18 protein-coding genes are annotated in these 19215 nt (G+C 66.6%); 9 read left to right on the plus strand and 9 right to left on the minus strand.

All coding sequences use genetic code 11. The features are described from left to right. Positions 1–13 precede the first annotated feature (13 nt). The 4 genes from sigM (at position 14) to trxA (ending at position 2987) form a co-directional block, all read left to right on the plus strand. A complete protein-coding gene (sigM, locus tag ACTWPT_RS52775; RefSeq protein ID WP_443185128.1) occupies positions 14–649 on the plus strand; it encodes an RNA polymerase sigma factor SigM in 636 nt (211 codons plus the stop codon). Then, positions 639–1517 (plus strand): anti-sigma factor family protein, encoded by an 879-nt coding sequence (locus tag ACTWPT_RS52780; protein WP_443185129.1) that lies wholly within the window; start codon positions 639–641, stop codon positions 1515–1517. Before sigM ends, ACTWPT_RS52780 begins: the two co-directional genes overlap by 11 nt. Positions 1518–1729: 212 nt before the next feature. Next, positions 1730–2662: a thioredoxin-disulfide reductase gene (gene trxB / locus ACTWPT_RS52785; protein WP_443185130.1), complete on the plus strand. Its 933-nt coding sequence runs from the start codon at positions 1730–1732 to the stop codon at positions 2660–2662. A gap of 10 nt (positions 2663–2672) precedes the next feature. After that, positions 2673–2987, plus strand: coding sequence for a thioredoxin (gene trxA / locus ACTWPT_RS52790; RefSeq protein WP_443185131.1), 315 nt, complete (start codon positions 2673–2675; stop codon positions 2985–2987). A gap of 176 nt (positions 2988–3163) precedes the next feature. Here trxA and ACTWPT_RS52795 read toward each other — a convergent pair whose 3' ends face one another. Continuing rightward, entirely contained in the window at positions 3164–3781 is a 618-nt protein-coding gene (locus ACTWPT_RS52795; RefSeq protein WP_443185132.1) for a GNAT family N-acetyltransferase, read from the minus strand. A gap of 154 nt (positions 3782–3935) precedes the next feature. On the opposite strand from ACTWPT_RS52795, the gene ACTWPT_RS52800 reads away from it, so the two are divergent. From ACTWPT_RS52800 to ACTWPT_RS52810, 3 genes are all read left to right on the plus strand, one after another. After that, a complete protein-coding gene (locus ACTWPT_RS52800) occupies positions 3936–5282 on the plus strand; it encodes an aminotransferase-like domain-containing protein (RefSeq protein WP_443185133.1) in 1347 nt (448 codons plus the stop codon). Positions 5283–5993: 711 nt separating this feature from the next. After that, entirely contained in the window at positions 5994–6950 is a 957-nt protein-coding gene (locus ACTWPT_RS52805; protein WP_443185134.1) for a D-alanine--D-alanine ligase family protein, read from the plus strand. Positions 6951–7574: 624 nt separating this feature from the next. Then, positions 7575–8624, plus strand: a complete 1050-nt coding sequence (locus ACTWPT_RS52810) for a threonine aldolase family protein (protein ID WP_443185135.1) — start codon at positions 7575–7577, stop codon at positions 8622–8624. Between the two features lie 689 nt (positions 8625–9313). Here ACTWPT_RS52810 and ACTWPT_RS52815 read toward each other — a convergent pair. From ACTWPT_RS52815 to rpmH, 8 genes are all read right to left on the minus strand, one after another. After that, positions 9314–10276, minus strand: a complete 963-nt coding sequence (locus tag ACTWPT_RS52815; RefSeq protein WP_443185136.1) for a ParB/RepB/Spo0J family partition protein — start codon at positions 10274–10276, stop codon at positions 9314–9316. Positions 10277–10989: 713 nt separating this feature from the next. Next, the gene (locus ACTWPT_RS52820; protein ID WP_443185154.1) at positions 10990–11829 is read right to left on the minus strand and encodes a ParA family protein; all 840 of its coding nucleotides are present in this window, start codon (positions 11827–11829) and stop codon (positions 10990–10992) included. A 236-nt stretch (positions 11830–12065) separates the two neighbouring features. Continuing rightward, positions 12066–12737: a 16S rRNA (guanine(527)-N(7))-methyltransferase RsmG gene (rsmG, locus tag ACTWPT_RS52825; RefSeq protein ID WP_443185137.1), complete on the minus strand. Its 672-nt coding sequence runs from the start codon at positions 12735–12737 to the stop codon at positions 12066–12068. Between the two features lie 365 nt (positions 12738–13102). Continuing rightward, positions 13103–13591, minus strand: coding sequence for a Jag family protein (locus ACTWPT_RS52830; RefSeq protein WP_443185138.1), 489 nt, complete (start codon positions 13589–13591; stop codon positions 13103–13105). A gap of 20 nt (positions 13592–13611) precedes the next feature. After that, positions 13612–14562 carry a membrane protein insertase YidC gene (gene yidC, locus ACTWPT_RS52835; protein WP_443185139.1) on the minus strand — a complete coding sequence of 317 codons (951 nt, stop codon included), beginning with the start codon at positions 14560–14562 and terminating at the stop codon, positions 13612–13614. A 4-nt stretch (positions 14563–14566) separates the two neighbouring features. Next, positions 14567–14857 carry a membrane protein insertion efficiency factor YidD gene (gene yidD / locus ACTWPT_RS52840; protein ID WP_443185140.1) on the minus strand — a complete coding sequence of 97 codons (291 nt, stop codon included), beginning with the start codon at positions 14855–14857 and terminating at the stop codon, positions 14567–14569. Further along, entirely contained in the window at positions 14854–15216 is a 363-nt protein-coding gene (gene rnpA / locus ACTWPT_RS52845; RefSeq protein ID WP_443185141.1) for a ribonuclease P protein component, read from the minus strand. The genes yidD and rnpA overlap by 4 nt, the downstream gene beginning before the upstream one ends. Before the next feature lie 154 nt (positions 15217–15370). After that, entirely contained in the window at positions 15371–15508 is a 138-nt protein-coding gene (gene rpmH / locus ACTWPT_RS52850; protein WP_443185142.1) for a 50S ribosomal protein L34, read from the minus strand. A 446-nt stretch (positions 15509–15954) separates the two neighbouring features. Here rpmH and dnaA point away from each other — a divergent pair, with 446 nt between their 5' ends. After that, positions 15955–17526, plus strand: a complete 1572-nt coding sequence (gene dnaA, locus ACTWPT_RS52855; protein WP_443185143.1) for a chromosomal replication initiator protein DnaA — start codon at positions 15955–15957, stop codon at positions 17524–17526. A gap of 542 nt (positions 17527–18068) precedes the next feature. Next, positions 18069–19208, plus strand: coding sequence for a DNA polymerase III subunit beta (dnaN, locus tag ACTWPT_RS52860; RefSeq protein ID WP_443185144.1), 1140 nt, complete (start codon positions 18069–18071; stop codon positions 19206–19208). Positions 19209–19215 lie beyond the last annotated feature (7 nt).

Consider the following 19215-nt stretch of genomic DNA (forward strand, 5'->3'; position numbering starts at 1 on the left):
AGGAATCTCTCTTGTGAACTCCCCACCCGAGACACCCTCAGCAGCGGAACGGCCGGCGGTCACTGACGCCGAGCTGCTGACCGCGCACATCAACGGGGATCCTCACGCCTTCAGCGAAATCGTCAAAAGGCACCGCGACCGTATGTGGGCGGTCGCCCTGCGGACGCTCGGTGACCCTGACGAGGCCGCCGACGCCGTGCAGGACGCCTTCGTCTCCGCCTACCGCAAGGCCGCCACGTTTCGAGGCGAGGCGGCCGTCACAACGTGGCTGCATCGCATCGTGGTCAACGCCTGCCTCGACAGGATGCGCCGCAAGTCCGTCCGGCCGGTGGCCGATGACGAGCTCATCGAGGCCGCCGAGCGCGAGACGCCCCTGCCCGACCAGACCGTCGAGCGCGAGGTCTCGATGGAGGTTTCGGCCGCTCTGAAACTCCTGCCCGCCGACCAGCGTGCGGCACTGGTGCTCGTCGACATGATGGGATATTCGGTCGAAGACGCAGCTCAGGTGCTCGGGGTGCCCAGCGGCACGGTGAAGAGCCGGTGCGCCCGAGGGCGCGCGAAACTTGCCCCAATTCTTTCGCATCTGCGGAACCGATCGGACCTCAATCGCGTCTCATCCGCGAAGGGAGCAGAACTTCGTGACGGGTGATACGCACTACGATCTGGACGCCCTGGCCGATTTGGCCGAGGGTCTCCTAGACGCCACCACGGCGAGCCGGGTCCGCGAGCATCTCGCGGTCTGCGACCCCTGCGGGGAGCTACTGGCGGACCTGGCGGCGGTTCGCGAGGTGCTCGCGGCGACCCCCACGCCGGCCATGCCGATGGGTGTCGCACTACGCATCGACAAGGCCCTGGCGGCCGAGGCCGAGTCTCGGCGCGGAGGCGTCGGCCTCGTGGAAGCACCTGACTGGGACGAGCTCATGCGGGACGCCCCGTGGGAGCGGCCGATCGAGGCCCCGAAGCCTGAGCCTGTGCGCTTGGGAGTGGTCTCCGACGACGGCACCATCGTCCCGGCCAAGCCAAGACCCGTCAGGCGGCGCCGATGGGCGTTGCCCGCGGTCGCGGCCGCGGCGGCCGCCGCCGTGGTGGGCACGGCCGCAGTCTCGACGGGGCTGCTCGCCTCCGGCGGAGGCGGCGGCACCAGCGCGCCCCCGCCCGTCGCGTTGCCGACCACGGACGTGCCCACGAGCCCGGCCAAGGCCAGGGCGTACACGATGACGGACAGCGGCTACAACTACAGCGACAACGTGTTGCGGCAGCCGCTGGAGAGCCTCTTCGGTCCGATGCCGATGCTGGGCGGCGACGCCGCCAGCGTCGATAAGGTCGCCAAGTGCGCGAGCAAGGTCAGCGGCCGGAGCAAGCTCGACGTCTTCGCGGTCGACCAGGGGCAGTACAACGGGCAAGAGGCCCTCATCTTCGCCTCATGGAAGAACAAGCCGGCCAAGAAGATCCGGATCGACATCGTCGACCCGTTCTACTGCAAGAACCTGCGTAAGCCCACCCTGGGCCGCTGGTAGGAGAGATATCCGCGTCAGAGCCCGCTACGGCGGGCTCTTTCGTTTGCGGTATAGTACGGCCCCGCGCTGTTGCCGCAGGTCAGATGGTCATACGAGGACCACCTCGGCGAAGGTCTTCCGTTTCGCCCGGGCGTCGTGGGTAGGCAGGGAATCACGGCGGCCTAGGATCTGTTGACGCCGGTGCAACCAGCAGACTAGGAAGGCGTGGAGCGTTGAGCGACGTTCGTAACGTGATCATCATTGGATCCGGGCCAGCCGGCTACACCGCGGCCGTCTACTCCGCGCGCGCAGAGCTCAAGCCGCTGGTCTTCGAGGGCTCCGTCACCGCGGGCGGCGCGCTCATGAACACCACCGACGTGGAGAACTTTCCTGGGTTCCCCGACGGCATCATGGGCCCCGACCTCATGGACAACCTGCGTAAGCAGGCCGAGCGGTTCGGCGCCGAGTTGGTCGCCGACGACGTCGTCGAGGTGGACCTGGAGGCCAATCCCAAGGTCGTCAAGACGCACACCGAGACCTACTACGCCAAGTCCGTCATCCTGGCCATGGGCTCCGGTTACCGCGAGCTGGGCCTGATGAACGAGAAGCGCCTGTCCGGTCACGGCGTGTCCTGGTGTGCGACCTGTGACGGCTTCTTCTTCCGTAACAAGGACATCGTGGTCGTCGGTGGCGGCGACACTGCGATGGAGGAGGCCACGTTCCTGACCCGGTTCGGGCGCATGGTGACCGTGGTGCACCGCCGCGACACGCTGCGGGCCAGCAAGATCATGCAGGACCGGGCGTTCGCGAACGACAAGATCCGCTTCATGTGGGACTCCGAGGTCGTCGACGTGCTCGGCGACACCAAGGTGGAGGCGGTGAAGCTGCGTAACCTCAAGAACGGTGAGGAGTGCGAGCTCGCCACCGACGCGCTGTTCCTCGCCATCGGCCACGACCCACGCACCGACCTCGTCAAGGGCCAGATCGACCTCGACGAGAACGGCTACATCAAGGTGGCCGCCCCGAGCACCGCGACCAACATCCCGGGCGTCTTCGCCGCGGGTGACGTCGTCGACCACACCTACCGCCAGGCCATCACCGCGGCCGGCACCGGCTGTTCGGCCTCGCTCGACTCCGAGCGCTGGCTAGCCGAGAACGAGAAGTAAGGAGCGCACCGTGAAGGCTGTCACCGACGCCACTTTCGAAGCCGAGGTCCTCAAGAGCGACAAGCCTGTGCTGGTCGACTTCTGGGCCGAGTGGTGCGGGCCGTGCCGTCAGGTCTCGCCCATCTTGCAGGAGATCGCCAACGAGCACGGCGACAAGCTGGAGATCGTCAAGCTCAACATCGACGAGAACCCTGAGGTTCCGCGCCAGTACGGTGTGCTCCAGATCCCGACGATGAACGTCTACAAGGGTGGGGAGGTCGTGAAGCAGATCATCGGCGCCAAGCCGAAGGCCATGCTGCTTCGCGAGCTGGACGGCATCATCTAGTTCGCCGCTTACGGCGCGCTTCGCCCGGCAGAGCCCCCCGCGGTTGTTTCCGCGGGGGGCTCTCGCGTGCGGCATGCTCGCGTGCGGCTTGGAGCGTGCGACACACGGCTTGGCCGGCTTATGGGACTGGGCGGCCTTATGGGGCTGAGTGGCGGCGTGTGGGGGCTGAGCGGCTCTCAGACGGGGCGTAGTGCGCGTTCCGGGCTCATGGAGCCCAGGAGCCGCTCCAGGGCCACCTCGACGTCCTCACGCCACGAGACGGCGGTCTTGAGCTCCAGACGGAGCCGCGGGAATCGCAAATGCGGACGAACAGTCTTAAAACCTACAGACAGCAAGTAATCCGCAGGAACTACACAACTAGGCTCTTCCCACTTGAGATCTCCGAAAGCTTCAATGGCTTTGACCCCGCGCCGCGTCAGGTCTTTGGCCACGCCCTGGATCAGCATCCGCCCCAGCCCGCCGCCCGAGAACTCGGGAATGATGTGAGCGGTCATCAGCAACACCGCGTCGGCACTGACCGGCGAGGTGGGAAAAGCGACCGACCTCGGGCTGTAGAGCGGCGGACTGTACAGCACGAACCCCGCGGGCACGCCGTCGACATAGACGATTTTCCCGCAGCTCCCCCACTCCAGTAGCGTGGCGGAGATCCAGGCTTCCTTCTCCAGTCCCGGGTCGCCCGAGCCCACCGCACGCTCCCCGCTGACGGGATCGAGCTCCCAGAACACGCACCGTCGGCAGCGCCGCGGCAAATCTTCAAGATTGTCCAGGGTTATGTTGACCAGCCGGCGCGACAACTACGGCCCCTATCGTTGACCCGGAAAAGCGCGCGAAAACCGCGTCCACAACTGGCATCGTAGCCGAGTGAAGATGCCGCCAGCGGACACCACGACGGTCGAGCCGGTCACGTGCGACATGTCGGTCTGGCGTAATCTGGTATTTCCGCCCCATATGACACCTAGGAGGTGGGCCGTGACGAAAGAGCTGGATCACGGTCAGACACCCGCGACCCAAGGGTCGCGCATCGACGCCTACGTCGATCGGTACGCCGCGCGAGCTGCCGGGATGGTCGCCTCCGAGATCCGAGCTCTTTTCGCCGTCGCGTCGAGGCCCGAGGTGGTCTCGCTCGCGGGCGGCATGCCGTACGTCACGGCCCTCCCTCTCGACATGGTCGGCGAGCTGGTCTCCGACCTCGTGACCAGGCGCGGCACCGTCGCGCTGCAGTATGGCTCCGGCCAGGGCGACCCGCACCTGCGCGAGCAGATCTGCGAGGTCATGCGGCTGGAGGGGATCCAGGCCGGGGCGAACGACGTGGTCGTCACCGTGGGTTCGCAGCAAGCGCTTGATCTGATCACCCGCATCTTCATCGATCCGGGCGACGTGGTGCTCGCCGAGGGCCCGTCGTACGTGGGAGCGTTGGGCACATTCGCCGCCTACCAGGCCAAAGTGGTCCACGTCGCCATGGACGATCAGGGCATCGTGCCTGAATCGCTGGCCCAGACGATCTATGCGCTGGAGACCGCCGGAGCGCCCATCAAGTTCCTCTACACGATCCCCACCTTCCAGAACCCCGCCGGCGTCACGCTGAACCTCGCCCGCCGGCAGCAGGTGCTCGACATCTGCCAGCGGGCCGGGGTGCTGATCATCGAGGACAATCCGTACGGGCTGCTCGGCTTCGACGGGGAGCCCATGCGCGCCCTGCGGGCCGACAATCCCGACGGCGTGGTCTATTTGGGATCGTTCTCCAAGACGCTCGCCCCCGGCTTCCGGGTCGGCTGGGCCCTGGCCCCGCACGCCATCCGCGACAAGCTCGTGCTGGCCATGGAGTCGGCCGTGCTGTCGCACTCCTCCTTCACGCAGCTGGCCGTGGGCCAATACCTGGCTACGCAGCCGTGGCAGGAGCAGATCAAGTCGTTCAGGGAGCTCTACCGCGAGCGCCGCGACGCGCTCCTGGACGCCCTCGACGCCCTCATGCCACCCGAGGTCACCTGGACCCGCCCGGGCGGCGGCTTCTTCGTCTGGGCAACCCTGCCCGAAGGACTCGACTCGAAGGCCATCCTGCCGCGGGCGGTAGCCGAGCGAGTGGCGTTCGTCCCAGGGACCGGATTCTTCTCTGACGGCAGCGGGGCGAGGCACATGCGGCTGTCCTACTGCTTCCCCGAACCGGACCGTATCCGGGAAGGGGTGCGGAGACTCGCCGGGGTGATCGAGCAGGAGATGCAGCTGCGGGACACGTTCGGGACCGGCTCGGTCCGCGAACATCCCGGCGTGGATACTCCGGGCCCGGACCTGGCTTAGTAACCGCCTACCGCCGGCACAGTGCCGATGCGCGTTGCTGAGACGACGCATCGCCGCTTACGGCGAGTCGCGGGGCGAGCTCGGTCGTTCAGACTGATCGAGCTCGCCTCGCGTTCTGGGCTGAGCCGTCTCCGCCGAGATCGCTTCGCCGCGGCCGTGTAGGCCGAGGACGCATGGCAGGAGAGGTCGTGTAGGGCTGGCCGAGCACGCATGGGCCGCACGTCGCGGTGGCCGCAGGGCGCGGTGGCCGCACATTGCGGTCGCCGCGCACGCCGTCGCGATTCCAGCGCCAGCCCTCTCCAGCACCAGCGCTCGTCGCAGCGCCAGCGCTCATTTGATGGTCAGCGCGCATCCGAGCACCAGCTCTCAAACCAGCACCAGCGCACATCGCAGCCTTTGCTGCCGCTACAGCACAGCACATCCGGCACCCAAGACAGTCATCCCACAACGAGTCCCGCCTTCCCACCCACTCCGATCACGCGCACGCCGTCGCAAAAGCGGTTCCTGCGGTGCGGTCGTCGCTGGTCATCATCCGGCATCGTTGCAGATGGGACGGGCAGAGGGAGGCCGAGGCGAAGGGCGACTGCGTGAGTAGCCGCGTGCACGGAATCCCACAAGGATGCGCAGACTCGCGGGAGAAGCACCTCACGTACACCATTCGCCCCGGACGCCGGTACGGTTGGACATCGTTCGATCAGCAGAGGAGATGTGATGAGCGATCTGGGCCACGTGCTCGTGCTGGCCGGGGGCCTCTCCTACGAGCGGGAGGTGTCTCTGCGATCCGGTCGCCGAGTCAGTGAGGTGCTGCTCGCGGCAGGCATCGACGTGGAGACCCGGGACACCGACGCATCCCTCGTGCCGTCCATCCTCGCCGACCCTCCAGACGCGGTGTTCGTGACCCTGCATGGCGGCGCGGGCGAGGACGGCGCGATCCGTTCCGTCCTAGAGCTCCTCAACGTGCCGTACGTCGGCGCCGATCCGGACGCCTGCCGGGTCGCCTTCGACAAGCCCACCGCCAAGGCCGTCGTCCGCTCCGTCGGCTTGCGCACGCCGGAGTCGGTCACCCTCCCCAAAGAGACGTTTCACGATCTGGGTGCCACGGTGGTGTTGGGCCGCATCATCGAGCGCCTCGGCCTGCCCTTGTTCGTCAAGCCAGCCAGGGGCGGCTCCGCGCTGGGCGCGTCGATCGTACGCACAGCAGAAGAGCTCCCCGCCGCCATGGTCGGCTGCTTCGCTTACGGCGACACGGCCCTGATCGAGCGTTACGTCGAGGGCGTGGAGGTGGCGGTCTCGGTGGTGGACCTCGGCAACGGCCCGGTGGCGCTGCCCGCCGTGGAGATCGTCCCGGACGAGGGCGTGTACGACTACGCGGCCCGCTACACGGCCGGTCACACCGAATTCTTCGCCCCGGCCCGGCTGCCCGCCCCGGCGGCTGCGGCGTGTGCGGAGACCGCCGTAACCGCCCACACCGCTCTGGGCCTGCGTGACATCTCCCGCACGGATCTGATCGTCGACGCCGACGGCGTTCCTCATTTCCTGGAGGTCAACGTGGCCCCCGGAATGACGGAGACCTCACTCCTGCCGATGTCCGCCGAGGCGGCCGGCCAGGATCTGGGCGAACTCTGCCGCACCCTCCTCCAGAACGCCGCCGCCCGCGCCCGTACCTGACATCACCACCAATCCTCAGCCGCCACATCAGACGTCGGCACCAGACGTCGGCACCATCGGCGGACGAAACGGCGCGAGCGGTGGCTCAGAGGCCACCAGCCAACGACACGGCCGGACGGACGGGGCAGCAGGCCCACCTGGCAGCGAGACGGCCGGGCGGCCTGAACAGCCCTCAGTCAGTCCCGCGACGGCAAGACAACGAGATCGTGAGCGTGCGGTTCACCCGACAGCGAGTCAGCGAGGGACATCCTTCGAACGGCGAGACGACGAGATGGCAAAACAGCGGGGGCAGGACGGCGATCACGCTGACCCGCCCGTAGGACGGCGATCACGCTGACCCGCCCGTAGGACGGCGATCACGCTGACCCGCCCGTAGGACGGCGATCACGCTGACCCGCCCGTAGGACGGCGACGGTCACGGTGGCCGACCATAGGCGGCATGGGGACGGGGGCGGTGCCAGTGGTTCCTTGTCGTGGTTCATGATGCGTTGCTTCGTTTCCCGTGGCTGCGCGGCTCTGGCGCCGCTACCCGAGCGTCAAGTTCCCGGCCACCGTGCGGGCGCGCGATCGGTTGACGGGCGAGGACCCGGACACCGCAGAACCCACGGGTCGTAGCCTTACGATGTGCTGATCGATTCGACGTACCCAAAGAGTTTCGCCAGCGACAACCACGCAGGCGTGCACCCCGACATCCTCGAAGCCATAACGGCGGCGAACCACGGCGACGCACCCGCCTACGGAGGCGACCGATGGACCTCAGATTTCGAGGAAAGAGTCAAAGAGGTGTTCGGTCCAGGCGCGGAAGGCTTTGCGGTGCTCAACGGAGCAGGCGCCAACATGGTCGGGTTGGCGCTCATGCTCGGCCGCTACGACGCCATCGTCTGTCCCGACAGCGCCCACATCGCCACCCATGAAGCCGGAGCCGCGGAGCACCTGCTCGGCGTGAAGCTGATGACGGTCCCTACCGAACACGGCAAGCTTCAACCCGCCGACATCAAGGCCCGGCTGGGCGGCATTGGCAACGCGCATGTATCGCAGCCGACGGTCGTCTCCATATCTCAAGCCACAGAGCTCGGCACGTGCTACTCCCCCGAAGAGATCGCCGACCTCGCCGAGGCGGCGCACGCAGTAGGCCTGCGCCTTCACGTGGACGGTGCCAGGCTCGCCAATGCCGCGGCCTACTTCGGCTGCGACTTGAAGACCATCACAGCCGATGCTGGGGTGGACGTGTTCAGCTTCGGCGGTACCAAGAACGGCGCTCTCGCCGCCGAGGCTGTCGTGGTCCTCGATCCATCGCTCACCCACGCCGTGCCCTTCTTGCGACGGCAATCCCTTCAGCTCGCCTCGAAGATGCGCTTCATCTCGGCGCAGCTTTCCGCCCTCCTGACGGACGACTTGTGGCGCCGAAACGCCGCACACGCCAACCAGATGGCCACACGTTTGGCTGACGGCATCGCGGATGTCCCGGGTGTTTCCCTGGCCCAGCCGGTCCAGTCCAATGCCGTCTTCGCCACCCTCCCGCCGGCCATGACGGCGGCGCTCCGCCGCCGCTACCTCTTCCATCCTTGGGACGAAGCGGCGGGAGTCGTCCGCTGGATGACAGCCTTCGACACGGCACCTGAACACGTAGACGACTTCCTCGACGACATCCGCAAGGCCGCCGCCTCTTTGTAGGCCACGCGTTTCCTGGACCTGGTTTCACGTGAAACACGTCGGACGGCCGCGGAGATCGCCCGACCCCACCGCGCCCACGCCTCACCCCGATCTCCACTCGCCCCCACGCCGACCGCTCCTCTGTTTCACGTGAAACAAGGAGTGCTCGGCGATGAGGCGGCGTCCACGCCGAACGCGCCCAGTGTGGGCACAGACCGGGACGCGGCACAGACCCGGGCGCGGACGCGGCCACAGATGGCGCAGAGCCGGCGCAGACGCAGCGGAGCGACGGGGGGCCTAGGCGCGGGCGCAGCACGGCACGGGCGCAGCACGGCACGGGCGCAGCACGGCACGGGCGCAGCACGGCACGGGCACGGCACGGGCACGGCACGGGCGCGGCACGGGCGCGGCACGGGCGCGGCACGGGCGCGGCACGGGCGCAACGCAGACGCAGGGGCGGGCAGAGATGCGGTGGCGGGCAGACGCGCGGAGCGGGGGGCACGGGCTGGGGCAGCCGCTCGCATGCGACACCGCCGCGTTTCACGTGAAACATCGATTCAGCCGAATAGCCGCCGAGTCAGGTAGGCGGAGCATCAAATGGAGTACGTCCGTTTGCGTAGGCTGAACCGGGCCGGCGATGCCGGAGGACGCATGGTTGTTTCACGTGAAACCGTGAAACGTGGTCAGCGCTCCCTTTAGCCCGTCGAGGATCAGCTCTCTGGATCCCGCATGGCGCGGACCGCCTCTGGCGCCATCGTGCCGATGATGCGCTCCAAGTCGTCGATCGTGGCGAACTCCACCACGATCCGACCCTTGCGGCGCCCCAAGTCGACTTTGACCTTGGTTTCGAAATGGTCCGAGAGGCGGTCGGCGAGATGGGTCAGGCCGGGCGCTATGGGCTTGGCCGACTGGCGCTCGCGAGGCGCCTTCGTGGCGGCCTTGGCACTGCCCATGGAGACGATCTCCTCCACGGCCCGCACCGAAAGGAGCTCCGCCACGATTCGCTTGGCCAACTGAACCTGCTCCTCGGCGGAGTCGAGGCCAAGGAGGGCGCGGGCGTGGCCGGCGCTGATGACGCCGGCGGCCACCGTGCGCTGGACTTCAGGCGGGAGGTTCAGAAGGCGCAAGGTGTTGGTGATGTGGGAGCGAGAGCGCCCGACCTTCTGAGCCAACTGCTCATGCGTCGCCTGAAAGTCGTCGAGGAGTTGCTGGTACGCGGCCGCCTCTTCAAGCGCGTTCAGTTGCTCGCGCTGAAGGTTCTCAATGAGAGCGTCCCGGAGGAGATCAGTGTCCTGCGTGTTACGGACAATGGCCGGGATCGGGTCCAGGCCTGCCTGCTGGCACGCACGCCAGCGCCGCTCCCCCATGATCAGCTCATACTGACCGCCGCCAACCGACCGGACCACGATCGGCTGCAACAGGCCGACTTCGCGGATGGACGCGGCCAGTTCCTCGAGTCGCTCCTCGTCGAAGATCTCACGTGGCTGGCGAGGGTTCGGAACGATCGCCTTGAGGGCGACCTCCTTGAAGTAGGCTCCGGCAATCGGCTTGGGACCGGTCTCCGCCGGCGATCCGTTGGCCGGGGACGGCGCCGCCCCCGTGCCGTCAACGATGGGACCGGTCGGGATGAGCGCCCCGAGCCCCTTGCCCAATCCCCGCCGCTGCTGACTCACTGCGTCTCCTCACCACCCGGCCGATTCCGGTCACTCCAGGAGAGGTTACCGTTGACCGCCCGACGGAGCGCCCTCTCGCCACACACCGTCCTATTGGATTTACACCGACACGGGTCACATACCTGCCCAACCCGTGACTGTCCCCAGGGCCAGTGACATGTGCCTCCTCACCCCAACCAGTTGGCCCGTCTGCAGCCACGGCCATCCAAGGGCAGCCAGCCGCCCGCAATCCAACGCCGTTCACGCACGCACACGATCGACACCATCGCCCTCGCGCTCTGGCCGGGCATGCGCACGATCGACACCGTCCGGCACGTCCACACATTCAGGCACGCATTTTCCGGCGCACGCACGATCCACGCCGTCAGACATGTGCTCAGCCGCACGCACGATCAACGCCGGTGGGGCACGCGTAGCCCGACGCCATCGAGGCGCACCGGTCATTGCGGCCTGGGTGCAGGGTCGCCATCAGCCGGATGAGGGCCGACTCGCCGTCATCTGGCAAAGCATGCTCGAAGCGTCACGCGGTGGGCTCCAAACCCAATCCGCCCTCACCCACAACGATCCCGCACCTGATGCTCGCGGACGGATTCGGCGTACAAGATGCCGCTCCCCGATCAAGGCACCACGGAACGGACGCAGGGGCGGCAGGACCGTACGGCCCGCGCCTCCGAGCGACATCGGAATGACAGGAAACGATCCTGCGGTGATCGTCAGGCCACGGTGGCGCGGTGCGCTATCTCGCGGGCGGCGTCCATGTACGCCATCGCACCACTCGACCCCGGATCGTACGTCATGACCGACTGTCCATAGCTGGGTGCCTCCGACAGGCGGACGCTCCGCGGGATGACCGTCTTGAGCACCGTGTCACCGAAGTGGGCCCGTACTTCCTCCGCCACCTGCGATGCCAGACGGGTACGTCCGTCGTACATCGTCAGAACGATGGTCGACAACATGAGTGTCGGGTTCAGGTGGGCCTTGATGAGATCCACGTTCCTGAGGAGCTGCCCAAGTCCCTCCAGCGCGTAGTACTCGCACTGAATGGGGATCATGACCTCGTCCGCGGCTACCAACGCGTTGACCGTCAGCAGGCCGAGCGACGGTGGGCAGTCGATGACGATGTAGTCCAAGTCGGTCACGCCGTAAGCCCCCAGCGCCCGGCGGAGGCGGGCCTCGCGCGCCACCAGGGACACCAGCTCGATCTCCGCACCCGCCAGGTCAATGGTGGCCGGCGCGCAGTAGAGGTTCGGCATGTCGGGGACCTGCTTGACGATGTCCCCCATGGGCAGGTCGTCGACCAAGACCTGGTAGACGTCCGGCACGTCACCACGATGCTCGGTGGCCAGCGCCGTGGAGGCGTTGCCCTGCGGGTCCAGGTCGACCACGAGGACGCGCTGGCCGTGCATGGACAGAGCGGCGGCGATGTTCACCGACGTGGTGGTCTTGCCTACGCCACCCTTCTGGTTGGCGACTGCGATCACCCGGCACTTGGACGGGCGCGGCCAGGTGCCGTCGCCATCGCCGGGAGTCTCGCCGATCTGGGTGGCGGCCATCGGGGTTGCGGATGTTTCACGTGAAACCACTGAGCTGAGCGCCTCTCGTACCAACGGCGAATCGCCGGGGTTCAGGGGGGTCTGGGTCACGATCGCCATCCTTTCAACCAGTGGTATGCCGGTGCCGGGAATTCGCTGTCGCGACACGCCCTTTTCGGGCCAGCCAACCCCGGTTGCACTCTCAGACGAACGGTTGCCCGGCCATCCAAGGCCGCATGACGCGACTGGCACAACCGTCACCTCCTTCGTCGCCGCCCTACTTGCTCTGGCGGACGACCCGCTACCACCCGAACCAATGTTGCAGGCGGCTCGACCTTACCGCGCCCGACGGTCACAAGCTCAGCCGTTCGGGCTCCGCTGGCTCGCAATTGCTCCTCCGCCTCGGCCAGCTCACCGGCGGCTCGCTCCCCTTTCATAGCGATCAGCTCGCCGCCCTCGCGGAGCAGCGGCATCGCCCACTTCAGGAGCCGGTCGAGCGGCGCCACGGCACGGGCGCTCGCGACGTCGAACACACGCTTGCCTGCCAGCTCCTCCGCTCGCCCCCGCACCACCTCGACGTTGCCGAGCTTGAGGGCCCCGACGCACTCCTCCAGGAACACGGTACGGCGTAGCAGCGGCTCCAGCAGCGTGACCGTGATATCCGGCCGGACGATCGCCAGTACGAGCCCGGGCAACCCCGCGCCCGAACCGATGTCCACCAGATGCACGTCCGGCCGCACGACCTCGGCGACCACCGCACAGTTGAGCAGGTGGCGATCCCAGATCCGCGGCACCTCCCGCGGACCCAGCAGTCCGCGGACCACGCCAGGACCCGCCAGCAGCTCGGCGAACGCGTTCGCGCGATCCCAAGCCTCCCCGGCGAAGACGTCCCGCGCTATGTCCGGCGGCGCCGGAAGCTCATCGCTCACTGGTTGGTGGCCCTTTCTTGGTGCTAGGTCGTAGCCGGGAGTGAACGCACTGACAAGGAGAAGCGAGGATAGGCCGGAAGCCGGTCTCGCCCCATGGCCGGGACCAGGGGCCTGCCCTCAGGTTCGAAGTCGGTCCCTAACCAAGGCTAGAGGGGCGATCACAAAGGAAGACTAGCGGGCTGGCCCAAAGGTGACCCTCGAGCACGCGGCCATCCGCGCCGAGCGCTCGAATAGCCGATGGTGCCTTATAGGCACATATGTGCAAATATCGGCTGATAGCAGCCGATGGCACCACGTACAAGGATAAAAGAAAAACGGCCGCCCGCCGCGCACTAAGGCGGGCTGACGGCCGCATCGGATGACATTCAGGCAGGCAGGACCACCACGTACCGATAGGGCTCCTCACCCTCGGACTCGCTGCGGAGCCCGGCGGCCGCCACCGCGTCGTGGACGATCTTGCGCTCGAAGGGCGTCATCGGCTGCAACGACTTCGGCTCGCCGTCCTCCCTGACCTGCCCGGCGATCTCGGTGCCGAGCTTGGTCAGGTCCGCACGCCGCCGCTCGCGATAGCCGGCGACGTCGAGCATCAGCCGCGAGCGCTCCCCCGTCTGCCGGTGCACGGCCAGGCGGGTCAGCTCCTGCAGCGCCTCCAGGACCTCTCCCCCGGGGCCCACCAGCTCCGTGCTCTTGAGCCCGACCACGGACACCAGGGCGCGGTCGCCCTCGACGTCCATGTCGATGTCGCCGTCGATGTCGGCGATGTCGAGAAGTCCCTCGACGTAGTCGGCAGCGATCTCGCCCTCCTGCTCGAGCGCAGCGAGATCAGGAGCCTTCTTCTGCTCGGCCTCGGTCATGGCCGGCCTCTCCTTCGTGTTCAAGACTTCTTGCTGCCGGTGCGCTTGCTGCGGGACTGGCGGCTCGGCTGCTGCCTAATGATCTTAGGCTCCGGCGGGGGCGGAGGTGCCTGCTCTTCCGGCGTGGTCTTGCGGAACCTGCCGAGCAGGCCCGGCTTCGGCTGCACGGGGACCACGTTGCCCTTCGCATCGAACTCGGGCATCGGGTGCCGGCTGTAGAACCAGTGCTGCTGACCGAGCGTCCACACGTTGGTGGTGACCCAGTACATGATCAGACCGAGCGGGAAGTTCAGGCTGAAGAACGCGAACAGCGGAGAGATGTACATCAGGATCTTCTGCTGCTGCGCCATGGGGTTGTCCGGCATCTGCGCCATGGAGCGGGTGACGCTCTGCCGGACGGTGAGGAACGTCGTCAGCGAGCTGACCGCGACGAAGATCCCCAGGACAACCTTGGTCTGTACGACACCCGCATCGAAGCCCGCGATGTCCGCCGAGGACATGAAGAAGTTGGCCGGCAACGGCGCGCCGAAGATGTGCGCCGACCGTGCGCTGTCCACCAGTTCCTGGCTCATGCCGTACACCGGGCGGCCGTTGGCCATCGCCTGCAGCACGGTGAACATGGAGATGAAGATGGGGAACTGCGCGACGATGGGCAGGCAGCCGCCGAGCGGGTTGGCGCCAGCGCCCTGGTAGAGCGTCATGACCTCTTGGTTCATGCGCTGCTTGTCGTTCTTGTAGCGCTTGCGGATCTCCTGCACCTTGGGGGCGAGTTCCTGCATCTTCCGCGACGAGCGCATCTGCTTCAGGAAGAGCGGGAAGATCAGGACCCGCATGAACACGGTCAGCGTGATGATCGTCAACGCCCAGGTCAGCCCGCTGTCCGGGTTGAGGACCGTGCTGTAACCAGTATGGATCCAGATGATGACTTGGGCTACGGCTTCATACAGCCAGCTCAGCCAGGACAGCTCCACCGAGCTATCTCCCTTGCGTTTCGTGAGACCGGACCGGGCGTGGGGGCACCGGGTCTATACCTCCGGGATGGAATGGGTGGCACCGCCCGATGCGCCGGACAGTCAGCCAAATGCCGCGCACCGCTCCGTGCACGGCAATCGCTTCGAGTCCGTATGCACTGCATGACGGGTAGAACCGGCAACGCGGGCCGAGCATCGGGCTGATGAACGCCCGATAGAACCGGATCGGCATGATCAACACCCGAGCGGCGAGGCTCGGCACCTCACTCGGCGCCTCTTGCGCCTGCTCCGTCATCTCTGTCCACCCGTCGAGGACTCGCGCCGCCTGAGCAAACGATCCAGCGCGGAATCGAGCTCGGCGGCCAGTTGCTCGAATCGCGCGGACGCGGCCGGTGGATTGGCGCGTACCACAAGCAGGCTACCTCGCGGCAGCCGGTGCAGACGGTCCCGCATCAGGTGTCGGAGCCGTCGTTTGACCTTGTTTCGGGTAACGGCGCCACCGACGGCCTTGCTCACCACGAAACCCACCAGAGGTGACTCTTCCCCGGAAGCGCCGAGATGCACCACCAGGGTCGGCCGTCCCGCGCGCTTGCCGCGCCGGACGGCCGCCTCGAAATCCTCCCCGCGCCGCATGCGGGATTGCCGGGACAGCACCGTATACGCCTATCGCCCGCCGGCGAGATTCACCGGCGGGCCAGTTGGCCGAACGAGAAACCTGTTCGTGGGACTGCCTCCCTACTGTCGTGCCCGATCAAGGCCGGGGCGGCAGTCCATGTGACGGATCTCTCGTCAGTCGGGCGCGGAACGGTCAGGCCGACAGCGTCTCGCGGCCCTTGCGGCGGCGAGAAGCGAGGATGGCGCGACCGGCCCGGGTGCGCATGCGCAGCCGGAAGCCGTGGGTCTTCGCGCGGCGACGGTTGTTCGGCTGGAAAGTACGCTTGCTCACGGGTGGGCTCCAGGCTTGAAGGTGCGCCCAATGGGCGCTTAACACACAGGGCTGGCCTGCCAGGGAAGCGAGGGCACGCGAAATAGCCGTCGCGTGACAAGCCGACCGTCGTACGTTACGGGTGAAGACCGCCCCAGGTCAAACCGGAACGGTTATCCACGGATCCACAGGCCAGTTTTCCACCGCCCTGCGACGTCCACAGTATGTGCACCTGGGTGCCACTACGCTGTGGACAACGTCTTGAACACAGCTGTGCACAGGGCTACTGTCGGCCCTTCCGGACCCGCCGAAACACTGTGCACAACTTGTGGAGATCCTGTGGAGGGCCTGGGTACGAAACCCGGCCGCCACGCTGTGGACGAAGGGCCGCTGAGCAACTGGGCGGCCCAAGCCATGTGGATAAACGATCGCGGGGGGCCGCGAGAGGGAGGAGGGGGAACCGCACTGTGAACGGTGTCGACCTCGGCACGGTATGGGAGAGGGCCCTGGGCAACTTCCTCAACGAAAACGTGCCGATACAGCAGCGCACCTGGCTGTCCATGGTGCGGCCGATCGCCCTGGCCAACGACACGATCGTGCTCGGCGTCCCCAACGACTTCCTCAAGGACCTCATCGAGGGCAAGCTGCGCCCGCTCGTGGCGCACGCGCTGTCCCAAGAGCTGGGCCGGACCATGCGGCTGGCCGTGATGATCGACACGACCGCGCCCGAGCAGCCTTCGGGCGACCCCCATCAACAGCCTGTGACTCACAGTTATCCCCAAGGTGTGGAGAGTCAGCTGCGTTATTCACAGGCCGCGCAACCCCAGCACAACCCGGCTTCCGAGCCGCCGCAGTTCTATTCTCCACAGCCGGAGCCTCCGCACATATCCACCGAGTATCCACAGGCTGGGTTCGCTTTTGAACAGGCACAACCACCTGTGGAGAAAGCCCCGGAACCCGCGCCGAACCGGTGGGAGGCCAAGAGTAATAAGCCCAGCGAACCCGCTCGGCTCAACCAAAAGTACACATTCGAGACATTCGTCATCGGAGCCAGCAATAGGTTCGCCCACGCGGCGGCGGTGGCCGTCGCCGAATCGCCGGCGAAGGCGTACAACCCGCTCTTCATTTACGGCGACTCCGGGCTGGGGAAGACGCACCTGCTGCACGCGATCGGGCATTACGCCCAAAGCCTGTACGACGGCGCGCGCGTCAGATACGTGAGCTCCGAGGAGTTCACCAACGACTTCATCAACAGCATCCGCGACCACAAGGCCGACGGGTTCCGCGGCCGATACCGGGCGATCGACATCCTGCTTGTGGACGACATCCAGTTCCTGGAGGGCAAGGAGCAGACGCAGGAGGAGTTCTTCCACACCTTCAACACGCTGCACAACGCCAACAAGCAGATCGTCATCTCCAGCGACCGCGCGCCCAAGCAGCTGATCACGCTGGAGGACCGGCTGCGCAACCGGTTCGAGTGGGGACTGATCACTGACGTCCAGCCGCCCGAGCTGGAGACCCGGATCGCCATCCTCAGGAAAAAGGCGATCCAGGAGGGCCTGGCCGCGCCGCCCGAGGTGCTGGAATACATCGCCAGCCGCATCTCCACCAACATCCGCGAGCTCGAGGGCGCGCTGATCAGGGTGACCGCGTTCGCCAGCCTCAACAGGCAGGGTGTGGACCTGCAGCTCGCCGAGGTGGTGCTGAAGGATCTGATCACGTCGGAGTCCGACACCGAGATCACGATCGCGGCGATCATGGCCGAGACCGCCGACTACTTCGGCATCAGCATCGACGACCTGTGCGGCACCTCGCGCAGCCGGGCGCTCGTGACCGCCCGGCAGATCGCCATGTACCTGGCGCGCGAGCTGACCGAGCTGTCGCTGCCGAAGATCGGCCAGCAGTTCGGCGGCCGCGATCACACCACCGTGATGCACGCCGAACGCAAGATCCGGTCCCTCATCGCCGAGCGCCGGTCGATGTACAACCAGGTCAACGAGCTGACAATGCGGATCAAGCAGACACAGCGTGGATCTTGATAGTCATGCACAGCCTGTGGAAAACACTGTGGAGCAGCGGAAACGCCGAAAGGACGCGGCCGTACGCCCGGCAATGGAGTGAAAAATCCACCCACAGGGGCTGGGGACAACTGTGGGGACATCTCCCGCAGATCTGGGGACGACTCGTGGATAACATGTGGACGGGCTGTGAACAGTCGATCTGGGACTCCAGCAGCGCCCCTTTTACCCCGTGGACAACCTGTGGAAACCTCGTGGATAACCCGGGGATTGCCGTGGATGAACGGACCATGATCTGGGGAAGAGCTGTGGGCAAAGATTCGCCGTCCCCAGGCTCCGAAGTTTCCCCCAGGCTTCGCCCACAACCGCAGTGGATGGAAAAAGGGCTGCTGACCAGCCACAACGCTGGTTGTCCACAGTTCCCACAGCCCCTAGTGTGATGACCTCTTCTATCTCTAACTAAGAACTCAAAGACCCATAGTTGGGCTTCTCCCGGAGCGCGAGCGCGGGAGAGTGGATCCTTGAGATCCTTGAATCAACGACGAACCAGGAGGCTGATCACCGTGATGTTCCGAATCGAGCGAGACGTCCTCGCTGAGGCGGTGGCATGGACGGCACGCAGCCTCCCGGCGCGCCCGTCGGTGCCCGTACTCGCCGGCATGCGCCTGGAGGTCACCGACGAGCAGCGGCTGAAGCTGTCCGGCTTCGACTACGAGGTCTCCGCTGAGGTGACGCTCGAACTTCACACCGGCGAGCCGGGAGTCGTGCTGGTCTCCGGCAAGCTGCTCGCCGAGATCACCCGCGCTCTTCCCGCACAGCCTGTGGACTTCGTGGTGGATGGCGCCAAGGCGGTCGTCACGTGTGGCAGCGCGCGATTCACATTGCTGACCATGCCTGTGGAGGACTACCCCTCGCTCCCTGCCATGCCGCCGGCCGCGGGCAGGGTCGGCAGCGATGTGTTCGCCTCCGCCGTCGGCCAGGTCGCCGTCGCCGCCGGACGCGACGACACGCTGCCGATGCTCACGGGCGTGCGCGTGGAGATCGAGGGCGACACCGTGACCCTCGCCGCGACCGACCGCTACCGGCTGGCCGTACGCGAGCTGAAGTGGCAGCCGGGTCAGCCCGACTTCGCGGCCATCGCGATGATCCCCGGCAAGACGCTCGCCGACACGGCCAAGGCGCTCGGCAGCACCGGCGCCGAGGTCGAGATCGCGCTGAGTTCCGCAGGCGGCACCGGCGAGGGCATGATCGGTTTCTCCAGCGCGGGCCGGCGGACGACCACGCGGCTGCTCGACCCCGAGTTCCCCAAATACCGGTCCCTGCTGCCCACTGAGTTCTCTGCGCGCGCCGACTTGTCCACAAGCACGTTCGTGGAGGCGGTCAAGCGTGTGGCCCTGGTCGCCGAGCGCAACACGCCGGTACGGCTGGCGTTCAAGAGCGGCGAGGTCGTACTCGAGGCGGGTAGCGGCGACGAGGCCCAGGCCGTCGAGGCCCTGCCTGTGGACTACGAAGGCGAGGAGATGAACATCGCCTTCAACCACCAGTTCCTCCTGGAAGGCCTGGGCGCCATCGACTCCGACGTGGCCAGGCTCCAGATGACCACATCCACAAAGCCCGCTATCCTCACCGGTGGCAAGCCTGTGGAGGACGGTGCCACCACCGACTACCGTTATCTGATCATGCCCATCCGCCTGTCAGGCTGAACCTGTC

It is taken from the genome of Nonomuraea sp. 3N208, assembly GCF_052245935.1.
GTDB lineage: Bacteria > Actinomycetota > Actinomycetes > Streptosporangiales > Streptosporangiaceae > Nonomuraea.

Coding starts and splice junctions, on each gene's coding strand:
- ACTWPT_RS52805 (WP_443185134.1), top strand. CDS start 5,994: ATGAGCGATCTGGGCCACGTGCTCGTGCTGGCCGGGGGCCTCTCCTAC.
- ACTWPT_RS52800 (WP_443185133.1), top strand. CDS start 3,936: ATGACACCTAGGAGGTGGGCCGTGACGAAAGAGCTGGATCACGGTCAG.
- ACTWPT_RS52820 (WP_443185154.1), bottom strand. CDS start 11,829: ATGGCCGCCACCCAGATCGGCGAGACTCCCGGCGATGGCGACGGCACC.
- yidD (WP_443185140.1), bottom strand. CDS start 14,857: ATGACGGAGCAGGCGCAAGAGGCGCCGAGTGAGGTGCCGAGCCTCGCC.
- ACTWPT_RS52830 (WP_443185138.1), bottom strand. CDS start 13,591: ATGACCGAGGCCGAGCAGAAGAAGGCTCCTGATCTCGCTGCGCTCGAG.